At 69.7% G+C, this 19,869-nt stretch carries 19 protein-coding genes; 4 read left to right on the top strand and 15 right to left on the bottom strand.

Going from position 1 to position 19,869, the window contains the following annotated elements; translation table 11 throughout:
* Positions 1 to 134: 134 nt before the first annotated feature.
* A complete protein-coding gene (locus MRBLMX7_RS11825; RefSeq protein ID WP_363368734.1) occupies positions 135 to 1,280 on the bottom strand; it encodes a DUF4185 domain-containing protein in 1,146 nt (381 codons plus the stop codon).
* Positions 1,281 to 1,364: 84 nt separating this feature from the next.
* Here MRBLMX7_RS11825 and MRBLMX7_RS11820 point away from each other — a divergent pair, with 84 nt between their 5' ends.
* The gene (locus MRBLMX7_RS11820; RefSeq protein WP_363368732.1) at positions 1,365 to 2,309 is read left to right on the top strand and encodes a hypothetical protein; all 945 of its coding nucleotides are present in this window, start codon (positions 1,365 to 1,367) and stop codon (positions 2,307 to 2,309) included.
* A 1-nt stretch (position 2,310) separates the two neighbouring features.
* Here the strand turns inward: MRBLMX7_RS11820 and MRBLMX7_RS11815 are convergent, their stop codons facing one another.
* Positions 2,311 to 2,751 carry a DoxX family protein gene (locus MRBLMX7_RS11815; RefSeq protein ID WP_363368730.1) on the bottom strand — a complete coding sequence of 147 codons (441 nt, stop codon included), beginning with the start codon at positions 2,749 to 2,751 and terminating at the stop codon, positions 2,311 to 2,313.
* 125 nt (positions 2,752 to 2,876) lie between these two features.
* Between MRBLMX7_RS11815 and MRBLMX7_RS11810 the strand changes: the two genes are divergently transcribed.
* Complete coding sequence (locus MRBLMX7_RS11810; RefSeq protein ID WP_363368728.1) at positions 2,877 to 3,674, top strand: DeoR/GlpR family DNA-binding transcription regulator; 798 nt, start codon at positions 2,877 to 2,879, stop codon at positions 3,672 to 3,674.
* Positions 3,675 to 3,728: 54 nt separating this feature from the next.
* Here the strand turns inward: MRBLMX7_RS11810 and MRBLMX7_RS11805 are convergent, their stop codons facing one another.
* The 11 genes from MRBLMX7_RS11805 to MRBLMX7_RS11755 all read right to left on the bottom strand — a co-directional run bounded on the left by MRBLMX7_RS11805 (position 3,729) and on the right by MRBLMX7_RS11755 (position 15,175).
* Positions 3,729 to 4,691 (bottom strand): ketose-bisphosphate aldolase, encoded by a 963-nt coding sequence (locus MRBLMX7_RS11805; protein WP_363368726.1) that lies wholly within the window; start codon positions 4,689 to 4,691, stop codon positions 3,729 to 3,731.
* Positions 4,692 to 4,695: 4 nt separating this feature from the next.
* Positions 4,696 to 5,352, bottom strand: coding sequence for a class II aldolase/adducin family protein (locus tag MRBLMX7_RS11800; protein ID WP_363368724.1), 657 nt, complete (start codon positions 5,350 to 5,352; stop codon positions 4,696 to 4,698).
* A complete protein-coding gene (locus MRBLMX7_RS11795; RefSeq protein WP_363368722.1) occupies positions 5,349 to 6,872 on the bottom strand; it encodes an FGGY-family carbohydrate kinase in 1,524 nt (507 codons plus the stop codon). The genes MRBLMX7_RS11800 and MRBLMX7_RS11795 overlap by 4 nt, the downstream gene beginning before the upstream one ends.
* Positions 6,869 to 7,750 carry a carbohydrate ABC transporter permease gene (locus MRBLMX7_RS11790; protein ID WP_363368720.1) on the bottom strand — a complete coding sequence of 294 codons (882 nt, stop codon included), beginning with the start codon at positions 7,748 to 7,750 and terminating at the stop codon, positions 6,869 to 6,871. Before MRBLMX7_RS11790 ends, MRBLMX7_RS11795 begins: the two co-directional genes overlap by 4 nt.
* Positions 7,747 to 8,637 (bottom strand): carbohydrate ABC transporter permease, encoded by an 891-nt coding sequence (locus MRBLMX7_RS11785; protein ID WP_363368718.1) that lies wholly within the window; start codon positions 8,635 to 8,637, stop codon positions 7,747 to 7,749. Before MRBLMX7_RS11785 ends, MRBLMX7_RS11790 begins: the two co-directional genes overlap by 4 nt.
* Positions 8,638 to 8,716: 79 nt before the next feature.
* Positions 8,717 to 10,039 carry an ABC transporter substrate-binding protein gene (locus tag MRBLMX7_RS11780; protein ID WP_363368715.1) on the bottom strand — a complete coding sequence of 441 codons (1,323 nt, stop codon included), beginning with the start codon at positions 10,037 to 10,039 and terminating at the stop codon, positions 8,717 to 8,719.
* A 205-nt stretch (positions 10,040 to 10,244) separates the two neighbouring features.
* Entirely contained in the window at positions 10,245 to 11,114 is an 870-nt protein-coding gene (locus MRBLMX7_RS11775; protein WP_363368713.1) for a dihydrodipicolinate synthase family protein, read from the bottom strand.
* Positions 11,111 to 12,763, bottom strand: coding sequence for a tripartite tricarboxylate transporter permease (locus tag MRBLMX7_RS11770; RefSeq protein ID WP_363368711.1), 1,653 nt, complete (start codon positions 12,761 to 12,763; stop codon positions 11,111 to 11,113). The genes MRBLMX7_RS11775 and MRBLMX7_RS11770 overlap by 4 nt, the downstream gene beginning before the upstream one ends.
* Positions 12,760 to 13,317, bottom strand: a complete 558-nt coding sequence (locus MRBLMX7_RS11765) for a tripartite tricarboxylate transporter TctB family protein (protein WP_363368709.1) — start codon at positions 13,315 to 13,317, stop codon at positions 12,760 to 12,762. Before MRBLMX7_RS11765 ends, MRBLMX7_RS11770 begins: the two co-directional genes overlap by 4 nt.
* Before the next feature lie 68 nt (positions 13,318 to 13,385).
* Complete coding sequence (locus MRBLMX7_RS11760; protein ID WP_363368707.1) at positions 13,386 to 14,354, bottom strand: tripartite tricarboxylate transporter substrate binding protein; 969 nt, start codon at positions 14,352 to 14,354, stop codon at positions 13,386 to 13,388.
* A 158-nt stretch (positions 14,355 to 14,512) separates the two neighbouring features.
* Positions 14,513 to 15,175 carry a GntR family transcriptional regulator gene (locus MRBLMX7_RS11755; protein WP_363368705.1) on the bottom strand — a complete coding sequence of 221 codons (663 nt, stop codon included), beginning with the start codon at positions 15,173 to 15,175 and terminating at the stop codon, positions 14,513 to 14,515.
* Between the two features lie 170 nt (positions 15,176 to 15,345).
* Here MRBLMX7_RS11755 and MRBLMX7_RS11750 point away from each other — a divergent pair, with 170 nt between their 5' ends.
* Positions 15,346 to 15,990 (top strand): Pr6Pr family membrane protein, encoded by a 645-nt coding sequence (locus MRBLMX7_RS11750; protein ID WP_363368703.1) that lies wholly within the window; start codon positions 15,346 to 15,348, stop codon positions 15,988 to 15,990.
* Positions 15,991 to 16,014: 24 nt separating this feature from the next.
* Here the strand turns inward: MRBLMX7_RS11750 and MRBLMX7_RS11745 are convergent, their stop codons facing one another.
* Together MRBLMX7_RS11745 and MRBLMX7_RS11740 are read right to left on the bottom strand one after the other, a co-directional pair.
* Positions 16,015 to 17,415, bottom strand: a complete 1,401-nt coding sequence (locus tag MRBLMX7_RS11745) for a flavin monoamine oxidase family protein (protein ID WP_363368701.1) — start codon at positions 17,413 to 17,415, stop codon at positions 16,015 to 16,017.
* 59 nt (positions 17,416 to 17,474) lie between these two features.
* Positions 17,475 to 18,479, bottom strand: a complete 1,005-nt coding sequence (locus MRBLMX7_RS11740; protein ID WP_363368699.1) for a LacI family DNA-binding transcriptional regulator — start codon at positions 18,477 to 18,479, stop codon at positions 17,475 to 17,477.
* A 139-nt stretch (positions 18,480 to 18,618) separates the two neighbouring features.
* On the opposite strand from MRBLMX7_RS11740, the gene MRBLMX7_RS11735 reads away from it, so the two are divergent.
* Positions 18,619 to 19,869 (top strand): sugar ABC transporter substrate-binding protein, encoded by a 1,251-nt coding sequence (locus tag MRBLMX7_RS11735; protein WP_363368697.1) that lies wholly within the window; start codon positions 18,619 to 18,621, stop codon positions 19,867 to 19,869.

Raw genomic sequence — 19,869 nt, 5'->3', positions numbered from 1 at the left:
GAACGGACTCCTCGTCGAGTCGCTGCTGTGTGCTCGGCTGTCGCCGAAACCCACCGGCCCAGCCGACGGTCCTCGGCGACCGGGTATGCGCCAGAGTAAGCGAAATCGATTTCATAAGCAAGGGATCCAATATCTCAGTTCGACCGCTCAAGATCGGCCGAGAACCAGAACACGTTGTACGGCCCCCACAGCGACAGCGTGAAGTGGATGCGCCTGCCGTCCTCCGTCACGTACCGCGGATTCAGGTACGGCGAGTAGAGGCCCTCGTACTCGCTGCCCGGCACGAGCTCGAGCGGATCGCCCCACGGCCCCCACGGCGTGATGCCCTCTCGGATGTACGCGTTCCCCGCGTCGGAGTACGTCATGATCCAGCGCTCGAGGTACGTCGACCACATCACCGAGAGTTCGCCGATCGTGCCGTCGACCACGGTATCGGCGTCGGCCATGTCGTCGCTCCAGGTCGGCGCACCGCCGTCGAGCCCGGCGAAGTACGAGTACGCCGACTGGTCCTCGACGGCCTCCTCGGTCGCCCGGACCCGCATGAGCTGGACGCTTCCGAAACGTCCGGACGGGATCGACCAGAGGTAGATCCAGTCCTCACCGCCTTCGTTGACCTCGGCTGTCGCGAGCTGGACGAAGTTGGAGTCCCCCGGCCACTCCACGCCCTCGACGGGATCCCACGACGTGCCGCCGTCGCGCGAGACGATGAGCGCGGATCGGTTGGCATCCCAGGCGCCGGGCTCCCCCCAGAACCGCACGGACATGTACGAGACGTAGATCGTGTCGCCGATCGAGAAGCCGTACGTCGGGATTTTGGTGACCTCGCCTCCGGCCCCGTTCGCGTCGTGATCACCTTCGATCAGCGCCTCCGCCAAGCCGATGTCGTCGGCGACCCAACCGTCGAAGTCGATGCCGTCGGTCGGGTCGTCGTCCTCCGTCCACGCCGCCACGTTCGACCGCCAGAACCCGCCCTGGCCGCCGATCGACTCCGGGTCGCGTTCGCCGAACGTGTCGCCGAAGAAGAAGAAGGTGCGGTCGCCGACGTTCGTCATCGACCCGAGATCCGTGCCGGCCACCGAGACGGACGCCGTGTCGTTCATGGCGCCGGGACCGGTCAGCTGGGCGATCTCCGTGAGATTCGAGACGCCCTCGAGCACGAACGGCTTGTCGGGGTCCGGATCCACGGTCACGCCGGTTCCTCCCGCGCAGCCGGAGAGCCCCAGGGCGAGGACGACGAATGCCGCGGCGAGACGGCGATGGGATGCGGGTGCACGGCGCATGATCCTCCTCGATCGGCGGTGCGGACGCACCGCGCCTGGCATCGAACCTAGCGAAATCGATTTCATCGCACTAGGGTCTCAGGCGTGCCCTCATCGACCGAAGGAACCTGGCTACGTGCCGACGGCGTGCCGCGATGGGGCCACCGCGACGGCATCCAGATTGGCATCGCTCCCCTCCCCGGCCCGCGGGGACTCCTGCGCGTCTACACGCCGTACCTCGACCACCCGCCGGAACGACTCGTGAACTTCATCGCCGTCGAACCGATACCTGAGGGGCAGACGGGGCGAGGGTTCTCAGAACTGGAGCCGAGCATGCTCGACCCCGGGGAGCCGGGCAAGCGGTTCTGGTCGGCCGACGACCCACTCGCCGCTGGAGAGCCCGCGGCGACGGATCACCCCGCGCGCGGCGTCGTCGCGGAGATCGACGGCATCGAGACGCTCACCGTGTGGATCGGCGTGGAGCGCTTCGACAACGGGGCGGATGTCCACGTTCGGATTCGCTTCTTCGCCGACCGCCCGCACGAAGTCGAGGTCGCCGGGTTCGTGAATGCGTCATCGACGCCGCTGGAGCATCTCGTCCTCACCGCCACCATGGGCAATTGGGCACGGCTGCGAGTGCTGCGACTCGCGGACCGCACCGTCACCCCCGCCGACCTGTGGCCAGGGTTCTGCGGCACCGGTTTCACCGAGCACGGCCGCTTCGGCCTCGCAGAGCTGCGTCGAGACGGACAGGCCGCGATCGTAGAAGCCGTCGGGGACGAGATGGATCCGTGGTCGGTCGAATACTCTCACGACACCGCCGACCACTGGCGATTCCTCGGACGACGGTCGTTGCAGCGGTGGCGGGTCGACGACCCCCACCCCGCGCTCGAGTGCCGGGTCAACGCGCGGTGGTCCTACTGGGCGAGCGCGTCGCCGATCCCCGGCGGACCGGCGTTCGAGAACTTCGAGATCGTCGAACCGTTCCGCCAGGGCGCGGCATTCCGCTTCCTGGTCGAGCCGCTGACCGTACCGGCCCGACCGGCTTGAGTCAGGCGAGCCAGACCGGTGCCCGACCGCGCAGCACGCCCCGGTCGACCGAGAAGCGCCCCGCCCCCGTGAACGCGAGGGCGAGGGCGACCGCACCGAGCACGGCGACGAACTCGTAGCCGCCGTCGCCGACCCAGAGCCCCGCGGGCAGGTGCACGAGCACGAGTGCGACGAGCATGTCGACCGCGAGGAGCACGCCGGCGAGGCGCGTGAACAGGCCGAGCACGAGCATCCCTCCGCCGATCAGCTCGACGAAGGCGACGACGGGAGCGGCGATCTCGGGCAGAGGGACACCCATGCCGGCGAAGCTGCCGATCGTGCCGGCGAGCGTGAACTCGAAGATCTTCTGCGCCCCGTGGGCGAGGAAGACGGCGCCGACGACGATGCGGAGGACGAGGAGTCCCCAGGAGGTCGTGGCTGCGGGGGCGGTGGTGTTCGTCATGAGGAGGCCTTCCTTCGTGGCAGGACACCGCGCCAGGCGCGGAGCGGGCTGATGCCCACCCTCGACGCTAGGAAAGCCACCTTTCGATCCCCTGTGCCGAGCGCCCGGACCGCTACGCTGAGGCCATGCCAGAGTGGTCCCAAGCTGTGCCGGCGGCGGTGCGGCGAGAGCAGATCGTCTCGATCATCGAGCGTCAGGGATTCGCCCGCGTGCAGGAGCTCAGCCGGGCGCTCAGCGTCTCCGAGGTCACGGTCCGCACCGACCTCGACCTGCTCGCCGAGGAGAACGTGATCCAGCGCGTGCACGGCGGCGCGATCTCGGGTATCAAGTCCACGGCGCACTCCCCCGACTACGAGCGCGCGCTCACCCGGGCGGTCACCGAGAAGCGGCGGATCGGGCACGCGGCAGCCGGACTCGTCGAGAGCGAGATGGCGATCATGCTCGACGCGGGGACGACGACCCTCGCGGTGGCGCGAGCGCTGCGCACGCGCGAGGAGCTGCGCGGCGTGGTCGTGTTCACGAACTCCCTCACGATCGCGCTGGAGCTCGGCGTCGCCGAGCCGCACCAGATCACCGTGGTCGTCACCGGCGGCACCGTGAGCTACAAGCAGCGCTCCCTCATCGATCCGCTCGGAGACATGTTCCTCGGCTCCGTGCACAGCGACCTCGGCATCATCGGCTGCAACGGGGTGTCCCCGACGGGCTTCACCAACTCGAGCCTGCCCGAGGTCACCATGAAGCGCCGGTATCTGGAGACCGCGGCCCGCCGCATCGTGGTGGCCGACAGCTCGAAGATCGGCAAGAGCCAGATGATCCAGGTCGCGCCGCTGTCGCAGGTCGATCTGCTCGTCACGGGCTCGGAGGCCCCGGGCGACGAACTGGAGGCGCTCCGCGAGGCGGGCCTCACGATCGACATCGCCTGAGTCGCCAGGTACAGACGACGACCCCGCTCCCCAGGGAGCAGGGCCGTCGGAGGGTCAGGCGCGACCGGCCGAGCCGAACTCGCGCATCCGGCGCGCGACCATGCCGCGGAATCCGTCGATCCCGGCGCGCAACTGCTCGCTCGGCTCCACGACCGCGGGACGCTCGCTCAGGAACTCCCGCAGTGCCGCGGTCCACGCGAGGTGCGAGTCGGTGCCCTGGTTGATCTTTCGGATGCCGGCGGCGACGCCCTCGCTCTTCTGCTCCGGCGAGATGCCGTATGAGGGGCGCACCGCCCCGCCGTGCGTGTTGATCGTCGTGACCGCCTCCGCCGGCACCGAAGAGGAGCCGTGCAGCACGAGGAAGGTGTCGGGCAGTCGTCGTTTGATCTCCGCGATGAGCTCGAGCCGGAGCCGCTGCCCGCCCTCGGCATCCGTGAACTTCACCGAGCCATGGCTCGTGCCCACCGCGACCGCGAGTGCGTCGACGTCGGTCGCCGCGACGAACGAGGCCGCCTGATCGGGGTCGGCGAACACGATCTCCTCGACCGTGCCGGTGATCCCCGCCTCCGCGCCGCCGATCGTGCCGAGCTCCCCCTCGACGCTCACGCCCGCGGGATGCGCGAGCTCGACGACTCGCCGGGTGAGCGCGACGTTCTCGTCGAAGGAGGACGGCTCGTCGTCGTCGATGTCGCGGCTCGCATCGATCATGACGCTAGTGAATCCATGGTCGATCGCGCGCGCGCAGTCGTCGTACGTGCGGCCATGGTCGAGGTGCAGCACCACCGGGATGCGGTCGGCGTGCTCGTCGACCAGTCGACGCAGCCGGTGCCACCACGCGGACTCGTCGTCGTAGGCCGACATGCCGGCGATCGCCTGCACGATCACGGGCGAGCGCTCGGCCTCGGCCGCCGCGAGCACCGCGAGGACCTGATCGAGGCTGGACACGTTGAACGCGCCCACCGCGTACTCCCCCGCCTCTGCCAGGGCGAGCGCTTCTCGGAGTGTCTGCAGCGCCATGAGGTCAGAGCGCTTCGGTGATGCCGAGCTTGTCGTACTCGAGCACGATCGGCGTGTCCGTCAGCGCGCGGGCGTAGGCCTGCACCTTGGCCGCAGACTCGACCGCCACGCTGGTCTTGAACGCGTCGCGCAGGTTCGGGCCGACCGTGAGCAGTCCGTGGTTCGCCCACACGACAGCGTTGAGGTCGCCCATCGCGTCGCACATGTGCTCCCCGAACTCGGTGTTGTTGCTGAGCTCGAACGGCATGATGGGCACGTCGCCCTTGGTGTAGATCACCATGTTCACGAGCGTGCCGAGGATCGGCGATCCCACGACGCCCCACACGTTCGAGAACACGGGCTCGGAGTGCACGATCGCGTTCACATCGGGACGGCGCTTGTACACCGCCATGTGCACGGTGACCTCGCTGGACGGACCGAGCCGGCCGTCGATCACCTCGCTGGCGCCGTTCACGAGCACGATGTCCTCCGGCGTCATCCGGTCGTACTCGAGGTCGGTGGGGGTGATGAGGAAACGGTCGTCGACTCCGGGAACGCGGATGCTGATGTTGCCCTGGGTGTTGAAGTTCAGGCCGTACTCCATCGACCGCAGGCAGTAGTCGAGGATCTCCTTCCGGGCGGCGTCGATGTCGAATCCCGTGCGGGACAGCGTGTCGGTCATGGCGTGTTCTCCTTCTGATGGGCAGGTGCGTTCTGATGTTCTGAGGCGGTCTGAGGGGCAGGCGTTGCGAGATGAGCGGCGATGTCGCGGGTCGCGCGATAGAGGTCGCGGTAGGCGCTGCGCTGCCGCGCGTACCACTCGGAGTGCTCGGCGGCCGGCTCGGCGACGGCCGCCGTGGTCGGCGCGAGGAGCGGGGCGGAATCGGCGCCGAGGGCGGATGCCGCGAACATCGCCGCTCCCCGCGCCGAGGCGTCGGCGGTCACGGGTGTGAGCGACCGCCCTGCGGCATCCGCTCTGGCCTGGAGAGCCGCGGCGTTCTCCGAGCCCGAACCGGTCACGATCAGATCGCCCGTGGCGACCCCGTGGGCGGAGAAGGCGTCGAGGATGGTGCGGAACTCGAACCCCGCGGACTCGGCGACCGCTCGCGCGATCTCGGGCACCGACGTCTCGAGCGTGAGGCCGTGCAGCACCCCTCGCGCCTGCGGGTCGTTGTCGAGCGTGCCGCTTCCCGCGAGGTACGGCAGCAGGAGCAGGGCCGGCGGACACGGGCTGAGAGTGCCGAACACCTCGCCGACCGTCGATCCGACGATGCCCGCGAACCACTGCAGCGCCCACCCGCCTGCGGCGGTGCCCGCCAGGGTGATCCATCGTTCCTCGTCGATCCGGTACGAGGCGAACCCGGTCGCCTCGAGGCCCGCCGGCCGCGAGGCCGAGCCGACCGTGAGGCAGTCGCTCGATCCGAATGCGACGACCGAGCGGATGCCGGCAGCGCCGCCGGCACCGAGGAACGCCGCGGCCTGGTCGTGCGCGCCGGCGACCACGAGCACGTCGCCCGAGAGCCCCAGCCGCTCCGCCGTCGACCCCGTGACCGTGCCGATCGCCTGGCCCCCGGCGACGGGTGTCGGCAGCCGATCCTCGGTGATCCACGGCGCCGTGTCGGCGAAGGCGTCGAGCAGCTCCGAGCTCCACCGTCCCGTGGCGACGTCGAGCAGACCCGTGCGCGCCGCCTGCGAGAGGTCGATGCCGGCGACCCCGGTCCACCGCTCGGCGAGCAGGTCTCCCATGCAGCGGTAGCCCGCGGCATCCCGCCATGGCTCATCGCCCGCGGCGATCTTGAACACCGAGAACATGCCGTGCAGCGGCTGCCCGGTGATCCCCGCGAAGCGTTCGGCACCGATGCCCCTGCCGAGAGCGGCCGCCGCGTCGTGCCCGCGGGCGTCCATGCTCACCGCGACGGGGGCGAGCGGCTCCCCCGCGGCGCCGATCGGCACGACGGCCTCGCCCAGCACGCTGAACGCGAGCGCCGCGACGGGGTCGCCATGCGCCCGCGCAGCGGCAGCCGCGGACCGGACGACCGACTCGGCCGCGGCGATGAGCTCCCCCGCATCCAGCTCGACGCGATCCCGCCCCGGCCGCTGGAGCTCGAGAGTCGCTGAGGCGCTGCCGATCTCGCGACCGTCGAGAGAGAACGCCGCGGCACGCACCCCGCTGGTGCCGAGGTCGAGTCCCAGGACGCTCACTTGATCGCCCCCGAGAGCCCGTTCACCAGGTACTTCTGGATGAAGACGAACAGCAGCACGACCGGCACCGAGATGAGCACGAGGATCGCGAACAGGGCACCCGGCTGCGACAGGTACATGCCCCGGTACGTGAGCGGCACGAGCGTGAGCGGCTTGAGCTCGTTGTCGCCAAGCGTGACGAGCGGGAGCAGGAAGTCGTTCCAGCTCATCATGGTCTGCCACACCGCGACCACCGCGAGCGCGGGCTTGCCGAGCGGAAGATAGATGCGCCAGAAGATCTGCCACGCGCTGGCGCCGTCGAGTCGCGCGGCCTCGTAGGTCTCCAGCGGGATCGCGAGGTAGGAGGTGCGGATGATGATGACCGCGAACGGCAGACCCAGGGCGGTGTACACGAGCACGAGACCCGCGATGTTGTTGTACAGCTGCATGGACTGCAGGATGCGGAAGGTCGCGACGACGATGCTCGACATCGGCAGGATCAGCGCGAGGATGAGGACCCCGAAGATCAGCGCCTTGAGGGGCACACGGAGCCGAGCGAGGGCGAACGCCGCCATCGAGCCGAGCAGGCACACCAGCACGACCGAGGGGACAGTGATCAGCAGGCTGTTGAGCAGATGCAGCAGGATCGGGTTCTGCTCCCAGATGGTCAGGTAGTTCCGGATGCTGAACTCCTGCGGGAACATCCCGAAGAACTGCGTCGTCGGATTGTTCGGCGGCATGAGCGAGAGCCCGACGACCATGATGATCGGGATCAGCCACAGCACGGCGAGCGGCACGAGCACGACGTGCAGCCAGCCCACACGGCGACCGGGGGCTCCGTGGCTGCGGGCCGCCCGACGACGGGTCTCGGGGACGATCAGCGTCCTGGTCTCGCTCATTTCTCGTCTCCCGTGATGAATCCGGCTCCGAAGACGCGCACCATCGACAGCGAGCTGACGACCGCGATCACGAGGAGCACGACGCTGATGGTCGAGGCGTAGCCGACGTTCTGCAACTGGAAGGCCTCGAGGAACGCGAAGGTCGGCAGCATCTCCGAGGCGTGGTTCGGGCCGCCCTGAGTCAGCACGTACACGAGCTCGAAGGTCTTGAGCGACCCGATGATCCCGAGCAGCACGAGCGACAGCGTCGTCGTCTTCAGCAGCGGGAAGGTGATGCGGACCATGGTCTGGAATCCGTTCGCGCCGTCGATGCGGGCGGCCTCCACGAGGCTCGGATCGATCAGCTGGAGACCGGCGAGGTAGAACAGCATTGAGAAGCCGGTCCACATCCAGACGTTCACGAAGATGACCGCGAAGATCGCCGTCTGCGGATCGCTGAGGTAGTTCCCACCGAGGAACTCGAGGCCCGTGGCCTTGCCGAGACTGGTGAGGACGCCGTTGAACGGGTCGAGGATGCGCTGCCAGACGATACCGACCACGACCGGCGACAGGATCGCCGGGATGAAGAAGATCGCGCGGTACAGGGTGCTGCTGCGCAGACCCTGGTTGAGGGCGACGGCCAGCAGGAAGCCGATGAGAGCCTGCGGGATGATGGTCAGCACGATCCAGAACGCCGAGTTGCGCAGCGTGATGAGGAACGTCGGGTCCTGGAACAGCTCGCCGTAGTTGCCGGCTCCGACGAAGGTCCCGGCGTTGACGCCGTCCCAGTCCAGCGTGCTGGCCTGGACGTTGTAGACGATCGGATAGACGACGAAGACGGCGAACAGGATCAGCGTCGGCGCCAGGAAGGCCAGGCCGACCAGACGCTCGCGGGTCAGTGTCTTCACGCGCGCTCCCCTCGAGGCGGGTGGGCGCCGTCACGGATCCGGGGCGAGGGGCGCTCCGGATCCGTGACGGCGGGGTCGGTCAGTTCAGCGTGTCCTGCACGGCCTGCACGGAGGCGGCCGCCTCTTCGGGCGTGGAGTCACCCGTGGCGATCGCCGCGAGGGCGTCGGCCACGGCCTGGTCGAGCTTGGGCGACTCGAAGTAGCGCGAGTACTGGACCTTCGGGAGCCACTCGTCCACGAAGAGGTTCCAGATGTCCTCCTGCTTCTGGCTCGTGAACTCCTCGGGCGACAGACCGGTCACGGCGGGCACGTCGTTCATGGTGTTGACGAGCTTCTGCGCGCCGGAGCCGGCGATGAAGTCGGTGAGCACCTTGCAGGCGAGCTCCGGGTTCGCGGTGTCCTTCGAGATGCCGAGGCTCACGTCGATGCCGCCGACGAACTGCGACTCCGCAGCTCCGCCCGGGATCGTCGGGAACAGGAACGGCTCGTAACCGGACATGCCCTCGGAGAGCGGCGGGATGTCGGACTTGGTCGGGTCGGACTGCTGGATCCACCAGGCGCCGAGCGGGATCATCGCGGCGTTGCCCGCCTCGAACTGGTTGACGGCCGAGGGGTAGGCGTCGAGGCCGATCGCGCCGTCCTGGGCGATGCCGTCGGTGAAGAGCTTGCCCCAGTACGAGAAGGCTTCGACGATCGCAGGGTCGGTCCACGGGATCGTCCCGTCTTCGGCCTCGTAGACGGTGCCGGGCGAGACGTTGTTGGCGATCTGCAGGAAGACCACGTTGCGCAGCCAGGAGTCCTTGGCCGGCAGGAGGAAGGGGGCGGCGTCTCCGCCGGAGAGCTCCGCCGTGACGCTCTTCAGGTCGTCCCAGGTCTTCGGGACCTCGAGTCCGGCGTCGTCGAAGATGTTCGAGTTCGCCCAGAGGTTCACGGTCTGGGTGAGGATCGGCAGCGAGTAGAAGTTCTCGTCGCCCTCGGGGTTGCCCATGCGGGACTGCTCGATGCCGATCGGGTAGAACTTGTCCTGCCAGTCGTCGCCCCAGGTCTCGGCGGCGCAGTCCTGCAGCGGCATGAGGTTGTCGCGGTACTGCTGGGTGAGCGCGCCGGGCTGCAGTCCCACGATGTCGGGCATCGTGTTGGAGCTCGCGCGGCTCTGCAGGTCGACGAGGTACTCCGGGTAGTTGAAGATCGTCGCGTCGATCGACGATCCCTCGTTCTGGGCCTCGAAGGCCTCGATCATCTGGCGCGTGGTCTGCTCGATCGGGCTCCACGAGCGGAACGTCACGGTGTCGGCGTCTCCCCCGCCACCGGTCTGGGTGGGTGCGGCACCACCGGCACAGGCTGTCAGTCCCACGGCTGCTGCGCCGGCGACGGCGACAGCCAGGCTCTTTCTGAGCTTCATTCGCAAACCCCTTACATCGTCGTAGAAGTTATCGGCGTGCGCCGAACGACGTCAGTTTAGGTTTATTTGCGTATTCTGGACCAGGAAATCAGCCCAACTTGGTGAAACTCTTTCTGTTCTTGTGTTTTCCGATCCCCAGTCTTTCGATTTCACAAGCGACAGCGACGACGATCCGCGATTCTTTGGGATCGCGGGGTTTGCGAACTCAGCGGTGCGTCGCCACGACCTGCGCGACAGCGGAGCGCTCGGCGTCGGTGGGCTCGGCGATCGCCATGCGGCAGTGCGCGTCGGCGACCTCGAGCACGCGGTACGCCTCCTTCATGCGGGCCATGTCGCCGCCGATCAGCGACACCACGTCGTCGACCGCCGCCTGGGCCGCGGCGATCGCGGCGGGATCGCCCGCACGACCGGCGTCGGCCAGCGCGCGGAACGGCTTCGGCGTCACCGAGGAGACGCCCGACACGACGCCCTGCGCACCGGCGTCCACCGCCGCGATGAGGTCGCGATCCGCGCCCGTGTAGAGCTCGAAGTCCGCGGGCACCGCCGCGCGGTAGGCCGCGATGTCGTCGAGGCTCAGCTCGCTGACCTTGGCGCCGACGACGTTCGGCAGCTGCGCGAGCCGCACCAGCAGATCGACCGAGACCGGGTTGCCGCTGCGCGCCGGGTAGATGTACACGTACAGACGCCCGTCGCCGACGGCATCCGACACCTTCTCGAAGTACTCGAAGATCGCGTCGTCCGAGGACTTCAGGTAGTACGGCGTGAGCGCGGCGAACTCCGTGGCGCCCAGACCCTTCGCGATCTCGACCAGACGGAGCGCCTCGAACGTGCTGGGCCGCCCGACGTGCACGATCACGCGCATGCGGTCGGCGAGCTCCTCCAGTGCGGTGCGCACGAGCGCCGTGAACTCCTCGACGTCGACCGCCGGGAACTCTCCCGTCGTGCCGAGCACGAAGGCCCCCTCGTTGCCGGACTCCCCCACGAACCGGAAGATCGACCGCGAGCCCTCGAGGTCGAGGCTCCCGTCGCGGTGGAACGCGGTGGGGATGGCGGTGAGGATGTCGTAACGGGTCACTTCTCGTTCTCCTTGGAACTGGTGCGCGGCTTCCGGCGCGCGCGGGCGGTGTCGTCGGTGCGGACCGTCGAGGTCAGCAGGTCGGGCCGCGCGGCGAGCTCGTCGTGCGCGCGCTCGATCTGCTCGCGGCTCTCGTCGTCGAGGATCGAGTCCTCGAGCGAGGCACGCTCGGCACGCGGCTTTCGGGCGGCCCGGATCGCGGGCATCACGATCGAGAACACGGCGAGGGCGAGCAGCACGATCGCGATCGGGCTCACGACCTCGAAGAACGGCCGGGTCGGGAGGATCGCCAGGGTCCGCGCGAGGTTCTCCTCGGCGAGCGGGCCGAGCAGGAGGCCGAGCACCACGGGGCCTGCGGGCACCTGCATCCGCTTGAGCAGCACGCCGATCACGCCGAACACGAGCATCGTCACGACGGTCGACAGGCTGTTGGACGTCGCGTACGTGCCGATGATGCAGAAGATCAGGATGCCGCTCCACAGGTACGGCTGCGGCACGTCGAGCAGCTTGACCATGCCCTTCATGCGCACGAGGCTCAGCAGCAGCGACAGGATGGTCGCTGTCAGCATGATGCCGACGATCGACACGACGAGGTCGGGCCGGTTGGTGAACAGCGTCGGTCCGGGCGTGATGCCCCAGATGATCATCGAGCCGATCATGACGGCCATGACCGAGTCGCCGGGGATGCCGAGCGCCATCGTGGTCGTCAGCGAGCCGCCGAGCGTCGCGCTGGAGGCCGTGTCGGAGGCGGCGACGCCCTCGATCGACCCCTTGCCGAACAGCTCGGGACGCTTCGACGCCTTGCGCGCCCGCTCCCATCCGATGAGTCCGGCGATGTCGCCGCCGGCCGCCGGGATCAGCCCCACGCCGAGGCCCACCGCGCCCCCGACCGCGGTTGCCCGGCCGCTCTGGCGCAGCTCGGAGCGGTTCGGCCACCAGCGGCCGAGGCTCGAGATCGGGCGCACGGTGCTCTTGCGGTACGTGAGCAGCTGGTCGAACAGCTCGGCGATGCCGAAGAGCCCGATGATCACGGCGATGAAGTTCACTCCCTCGACCAGTTCGAGAACCCCGAAGGTGAAACGCTGGTCGGCGGTCGCGGCGTACGTGCCGACCGTGCCGAGCATGAGGCCGAAGAGGCCGGCGAGGATGCCCTTGAGCATCGATTTCGACGAGATGCCGATCATGATCGAGATGCCGAACACCACGAGCGCGAACAGCTCCGGCGACTTGAAGTAGTCGCGGGCGAAGCTCGCGATCGGCACGGCCGCGACCGAGAACAGCACGAGCGAGGCGAGGATGCCGACGGCGGAGACGATCGCGGAGATCGTGAGCGCCAGTCCGGCGCGGCCCTGCTTCGCCATCGGATACCCGTCGAGCGTGGTGGCGATCGACGCGGGCGTGCCCGGAGTGTTGATGAGGATCGAGGGCACCCGGTCGCCGAAGTTCGCTGCGACGTAGATCGTGAGCAGCACCGCGAGGCCCTGCACGGGCTCGAGCGTCATCGTGAAGCCCGCGGCGAGCGCGACGGCCATGGTCGCGGTGATGCCGGGGAAGGCTCCGACCATGAAGCCGAGCACGAGGCCCACGAGCATGTAGAGCAGGATCGAGATGTCGAGGAGCGAGTTCAGCCCCTCCATGAGCGCGTTCACAGGGGGATCCTCAGGAGCATCCCGAACACGACGTACACGAACGCCGTGACGGAGGCAGAGTAGATGACGAGGCTCAGCCAGCGGCGGTGGCCGTAGAGGAGCATGAGGCCGGCCATCAGGAGGGCGGCCGCGATCGGGAAGACCTCGACGCGGTAGCCGAACAGGATGACGGAGCCGAGCGACCACAGCGCAATGAACGCGCCGGAGATGGCCAGCGTGGCGACGACGCGGACGTAGCCGCCCGGTTGGATGCGCTCGAGGTCCTCGCGACCCGGTGCCGGGCGGGCGAGGGCCATCGCGAGGATCGCGAGGGCGATCACGACCGCCGTGACGCCGATGACCATGGGCCAGAATCGGGCGTCGATCTGCCCGGGGGCTGCCTCACGGCGCAGCGGGATCTGCGTGGCGAGGGCGAGGTATCCGGAGGCGACGGCCAGGGAGACGACGCCGAAGAGGATCTCGAGCGGGCGGGACGCGGGCGCGCCCTGGTACGCGTCGCCGGAGTCGACGGCCGCGTCGACGGCGCCGGATGCGGGGGTGTCGGGAGTCGACATCGATGCTCCTCGGGGGTGACGGCTGGTCGGGAACCGCGGGGTCGGCGCGAACCGGCCCCGCGATCCGATCAGCCCAGGAGGTCCTTGAACAGGGCGAACTGCTCGTCGACGAACGTGGTCCACTCGGCGGAGTCGCGGTAGACCACGAGGTTGCCGGCGTCCTTCTGGAACTTCTGGTAGCCGTCGGACTCGACGGCCTCCTTGACGGCGGCCTCGAGGGTGCTCTTGACGTCGTCCGGAAGGTCCTTCGGGGCGTAGATCCCGCCCCAGCCGCCGAACTGCACGTCCTCGCCCACCGCCTCCTCGACCGTCGGCACGTCCTCGGCGTCGGGGTGGCGCTCGTCGTTCATGACAGCGAGGATGCGCACGGCCTCGCCCTGCGCGAGGGCCTCGCCCAGGCCCGAGACGGCGGCGACGGTCTCGCCCGATGCCGCGGCGGAGACCGCGGTGGCTCCGCCGTCGTAGGGCACGGGCGTGAACTCGGCGTCGGTCGCGTCGCCGAGGCCGATCGTCGCGGCCTCCCAGATCGAGCCCGCTCCGGAGTTGGCGACCGTGACGGCGCCGGACGTCGCCCGGTCGACGAGGTCCTCGAGCGACTCGATGCCGCTGTTCGCGCCGACCGTGATGACGCCCGGCGCGAGCATGATCTGTCCCAGCAGGGTGAAGTCGTCGGGCAGGACGTTCGCGCTCTGGGTGGTGTTGAGCATCGCGATCTCGACCGGAGCGAACCCGATCACATAGCCGTCGGGGTCCTGCGACCCGACGTACTCCATCGCGAGGGCGCCGGCGGCACCCGGCATGTTCTCGGGGATCACGCTGACCCCGAGGATGCCCTCGAGCTCGGTCGCGAGCGCGCGCGACGACAGGTCGGATCCGCCGCCGGGGTTGGCCTGGATGATGAGGCGGATGTCGTTCTCGGGGAATGCCGACGCGGCATCCTCCCCTTCTTCGACCTTGGTGCAGGCGGACAGGACGAGAGCCGTGGCTGCGACGGCGGCGATCGCGGCGGCCGCCCGGGTGATGCGCATGCGGGGCATCTTTGCTCCTCTACGTGGGTCGACCGTGTTGTCGACGTGACTGAGGCTAACAGTGTTGACTGTTAACAGTCAACACTGTGCAGGTCACAGACCGATCTCGAGGCGATCGCACGCGCTGCCGAAGGGCGGACGCACGCGCACAGAAGAGCGGATGCCGCTCAGCCGCGACCCGAGATCTCGCTGAGCATGCGCGCCCGAGCCCCGTCGAGGTGCGCCGCGAGCACCTCTGCCGCCGCCTCCGGCGTCCCCTCCCGCATGACCCTCATGAGGGTCACGTGGTCGCCGGAGGACTCGTGGAGGTCCTCGTCGTGATTGATCGTGACCTCCAGCAGCGCCGCGAAGGTCGGCAGGTACTGGTGCCAGGCCCCTTCGAGCCGGGCGTGATCCGCGAGCACGTAGATCTGCGAGTGGAACTCGAGGTCGGCCGCCACGAACGCCGCATGGTCTCCGGCATCCGCGGCCGCCCCCATCCGCTCCACGGCAGCCGCCATGGGCGACCACCGCGAGTCGTCCTCGACCCGCATCGCCCGCGCCAGCGCGAGCTGCTCCAACGCGCCGCGCAGACTGTAGAGCTGATCGACGTCGTCGGGCGCGAGGCCCACGATGTACACGCCGCGCGGGCGCTGCACCTCGACGAGCTTCTCGAAGCTCAGCTGCACGAGGGCGTCGCGGATCGGGCCGCGACTCACCGAGAATTCCTCGGCGAGCGCCTCCTCGGTGATGCGCGATCCGGCGGCGAGCTCGCCGCGCACGATGCGCTGTCGCAGCACCCGGGCCACCTGTGCGCCGAGGGACTCCCCGCGCTGGACGGTCTGTGTCACGATGACCTCCTGTTAACTGTTGACAGGATACACAGCGGGCGCGGCGACACGCGCGCCACGACCGGCGATCCGGCCCGCACCCTCAGACGGCTTCCGTAGACTCGCCGGATGGCGCGACCCGAGCGCCGACATGGCGCGACCGGAGCGCCGGGGAAGGATGCGAGACGACGGTGAGGGCGCGAGCTGTCTTCGGCGCACTGCGCCTCGCCGCAGCGACCGTGTGCACCGTCGCCCTCGTGCACCGCCTGTTCTGGGGGCTCAGCTCCCGCACGATCGCGGGCGACAACTTCTTCGCCTACCTCACGGTGCAGTCGAACTGCGCCCTCGTCGTCGTGCTCGTGATCGGCGCGGTCCTCGCGTTCGCCCGCGCCGCCGACCCGCGGTGGTTCACGGTCGCGCTGGCGCTCGTTCTGACATGGACCATCACCGCCGGACTCGCGTTCGCGCTCATCGTCTGGCAGGCCGGGCTCCGCGGCATCCGCGTCGACGTGCCGTGGTCGGATCAGGTGCTGCACTTCTACCTGCCCGCGTGCACCGCGCTCGCGTGGGTGCTCACGCCCGGTCACCGCGGCGTGCCGTGGTGGGTCGTGCCGACCGCGCTGGCGTTCCCGCTCGCCTGGGGAGGCGTCACGCTGTGGCGCGGCCCGCTGGTCGGCTGGTACCCGTACTACTTCCTCGACCCGCGGCAGGTCTCCGGACCGCCGGAGTTCTTCGTGACCAGCGCGATCGCGCTCGCGATCTTCGCCGCGGTGGCATCCGTGATCGTGCTCGTCAGCCGGATGCGGCGACGCGGCCACGAGCGCATCCCGGTCTGACGGGGCGGAGCCCGGACGCCCGGGTCAGGGCGTCGCGAGGAACGGCGCGAGTGAGGTGATGGCAGCCTCGAGCACCTCGGTGTCGTCGAGCTCGGCGAACGTCTGCGCGTCCTCGCCGCCGACGATCCCCACGACGACGGTCTCGCCGGTCACCGGGGAGAGGTCGATCCAGGTGCGGATCAGTGCGTCGCCGCCGACCACGTGCCACACACCGGCCGTCGCCTCCGGGGCGGGGGTCGGCGCGGGTTCCTCCGAGGGATCCGCGGCGAACGGCGATTCCTCGAACCGCATCCACACGGTCTCGATGCGGCCCATGCCGAGCTCGGCGATCGCGCCGCGGTGCGAGAACGGCAGCGCCGGGGCGAACTGCAGCCCCTCGCCCTTCAGCACGCCGAGCGGCACAGTGATGACCACGCGGTCGAACGACAGCGACTCCCCCGTCGCTATCCCGAGGCTCACGCCCGCGTCGTCGTAGGCGACGCGGGACACGGGCGACGACAGGCTCACCCTCGCGCCGTCGAGCAGGTCGTCGAGCACGGCGCCGAGGTCGCCGAGGGGAGCGGTGCGCTCGGCCGGCGGGAGTGCGGGTGGGAACCAGGTCGACGCGTCATCGGCGTCGGAGCCGGATGCCGATGAGACGGCCGCGAGCAGCGCGGCGAGTCCCGGCTCCTCGAGGTCGACGCCGGCCTCGGCGAGCGCATCGGCGAGCGAGACATCGGCGGGCTTCTGCTGCCCCGCGTCGATCGCGGCGCGGACCGGCTCGTCGGAGATGGCGTCGACCGCCCCCTCGGCCGACCGCCACGAGGGCGTCGAGACGGAGGCGGAGCGGATATCGAGACGGGTGAGCTGTGCGAGCATCTCGGTGTCCGCGGCGCCGAGGAGCCATCCGCCGAGTTGGGCGGGCACCGGCCAGGTCTTCTCGTCGACGACGGACTGCACGCGGCCGCCGACCCGGTCACGCGCTTCGAAGACCATGACCTCGGCCCCGGCGGAGACCAGGCGCGACGCCGCCGCCGCACCGGCGAGGCCCGCGCCGATCACGGCGATCCGCTCTCCGGTCCCGGCGACGCGCAGCACATCCTCGGCTGCGCGCTCGCCGGATCGCAGCGCAGCGTCGAGCGTGCCCGGCGCCTCGGCATCCGTCGCCTCCCCGGCCAGGAACAGGCGGTCCTCGACGGGCTCTGCGAGAGCCTCGCGGGCGCTCTGCTGGGTGCCGACGGGCGTGAAGCTCGCGGCGCCGAGGGAGAACGGATCGGTGGTCCACGCGCTGCGCGCGAACGCGGCGGGGCTGATCGCGCCGCCGGTCGGACGCGGTGTGGGGGTCGGTGTGGGCGTGGGCGACGGCGCCGGCTCGGGCGTGCAGGAGGCCAGCAGGACTCCCAGGACACCGGCTCCGGCGCCGACCAGCAGGGTGCGACGCGTCATCCTCATCGTGTCGCAACGATACCGCGCGCAGATGTGTGGGGCGCGTTCCGACGGCACCCTCAGCGGATCACGAGCTCCGGGGTGATGAGCGCGTGCGCGGATCCGGGCTCGAGTCGGCGGGGAGCGACGACGTCGCCGGTCGGCCCCATCAGCAGCTCGAGGATCGCCTGAGCGACGTCTTCAGGGCGCTGCTCGACGCTCGAGAATCCGAGCGCCTCGGCCGTGGGCGTGTTGTCGAAGCCGACCACGGGCACGCTCAGCCGTGCGTCGGCGAGGGCGAGCAGCGCCCCCACCGCGAGCGAGTCGCTCGCGCAGACGAGCGCGTCGATGCGGGTGCCCTCCGCGAGCACACGCGCCAGGGCCTCGCGCGCGCCGGTCACGGACTCCTCCGAGATCACGCGCAGACCGCGCGCTCCGGCATCCGCGATCGTCTCACGCCAGCCGCGCTCCCGGTCGTCGCCTGTGCCCGATCCGTGCGGCCAGCCGAGGAACGCCACGGTGTCGCCGAAGCCGAGCGCGTGCGCGGTCGCGGCCCGTGTCCCGGCGGCTCCGTCGACGTCGACCCACAGGTGCGTGGGGTCGGCGATGTCGTCGTCGCCCCAGGGGCGGCCGAAGGAGATGAACGGGAGGCCGACGGCATCCAGGCTCCCGACGCGGGGGTCGTCGCGCTCGGTGGCGGTGAGGATGGCCGCGTCGATCTCCGACCCCTCCCACAGCTCGGTGAGTTGGCTCAGCTCCTCCTGCGGCGAGCGCGCGGCGTAGACGAGCATCCGCATGCCGCGCGCGCTGGCGCGCTCGGTGATGGCGTGCACGAAGCGGTCGAGCACCACGCCGGACACCCCGCCGAGGTAGGGGTCGAGGCGGATGCCGATGGTCGAGCTGCGACGCAGGCGCAGCCGTCTCGCGGCGGCGTGACGTCGGTAGCCGAGCGCGTCGATCGCGGCGAGCACGCGCTCGCGCGTCTCGGGGCGGACGATGTCGGGGGTGTTGAGCACGTTCGACACCGTCTGCCGGGAGACGCCTGCGTGTGCGGCGACGTCTTCGACCGTGGGCGCCTTCGCCATCGCTCTCCTCGCTCCGTGCGGGCTTGACATGCCCGCGTGACCGCACCTAGCCTATTCCACGCGGAGTTTGATCGTTCAAATTGCACCCGGACCGCAACGATCACAGCCTCTTGCAGTGACTCATCAAAGGAGAGAGACCATGACACGGCACACCACACGCGCCCTCGTCGGCACCGGAGCGGTGCTGATCGCCAGCACGCTCGTCCTCGCCGGATGCGGCTCCGGCTTCTCGGGCGGCGACTCCGGCGGCGACTCGGAGGGCCTCACCTCCTCGGACGACGCGCTCACGATCCTGATCGGCTCCTCCGGCGACGCCGAGACCGCCGCCGTGCAGTCCGCGGTCGACGCGTGGTCGAAGGACTCCGGCACCGAGGTCGACGTGCAGGTCGCGAGCGACCTCGCCCAGGAGCTCTCGCAGGGCTTCGCGGCCGGAAAGCCCGCCGACCTCTTCTACCTCGCCCCCGAGCAGATGGCCGGCTTCGCGAAGAACGGGTCGCTGCAGGCCTACGGCGACGAGCTCTCGAACAAGGACGACTTCTACCCCTCGCTCGTCGAGAACTTCACGCTCGACGGCACGTTCTACTGCGCTCCCAAGGACTTCTCGACGCTCGCGCTCGTGATCAACAGCCAGATGTGGGCGGATGCCGGTCTCACCGACGCCGACCTGCCCAAGACGTGGGACGACCTCGCGACCGTCGCGCAGAAGCTCACGACCCCCGAGCACGTCGGACTCGCCTTCGGCGCCGAGTACCAGCGTGTCGGCACGTTCATGGCGCAGGCGGGCGGCGGCCTCGTCGACGACGGCACCGCGATCGCCGACGACCAGGCGAACGTCGACGCGCTCGACTACGTCAAGACGCACCTCGACGACGGCACCTTCGCCTACGCCAAGGACGTCGGCGCCGGATGGGGCGGCGAAGCTCTCGGAAAGGGCCTGGCCGCGATGGTGATCGAGGGCAACTGGATCACCGGCGCCATGGAGAACGACTTCAGCTCGGTCGACTACACCGTCGCCGAGTTGCCCGAGGGCCCGGGCGGTGCGGGCACCCTGCAGTTCACGAACTGCTGGGGCATGGCCGCCGACAGCCCCAACCAGCAGGCCGCGCTCGACCTCGTCGAGCACCTCACGAGCGCCGATAGCCAGCTCGCCTTCTCGAAGGCCTTCGGTCCGATGCCGTCGATCGCCTCGGCGGCCGACCAGTGGACCTCCGACAACCCGACGCTCGCACCGTTCCTCGCGGGTGCCGACTACGCGCAGTTCCCGCCGAACCAGGACGGCGCCGCCGACGTGGTCGCCGACTTCAACGCCCAGCTCGAGTCGCTGAAGACGGGTGACCCCGCGCAGATCCTCGGCACCGTGCAGTCGAACCTCGAAGCGATCGTCGAGTAA

The sequence above is a fragment of the Microbacterium sp. LMX7-1.2 genome (assembly GCF_040675935.1).
Lineage (GTDB): Bacteria > Actinomycetota > Actinomycetes > Actinomycetales > Microbacteriaceae > Microbacterium.
Note: the sequence above shows the minus strand (reverse complement) of the source record. Positions and strands in the feature narration are given on the sequence as shown.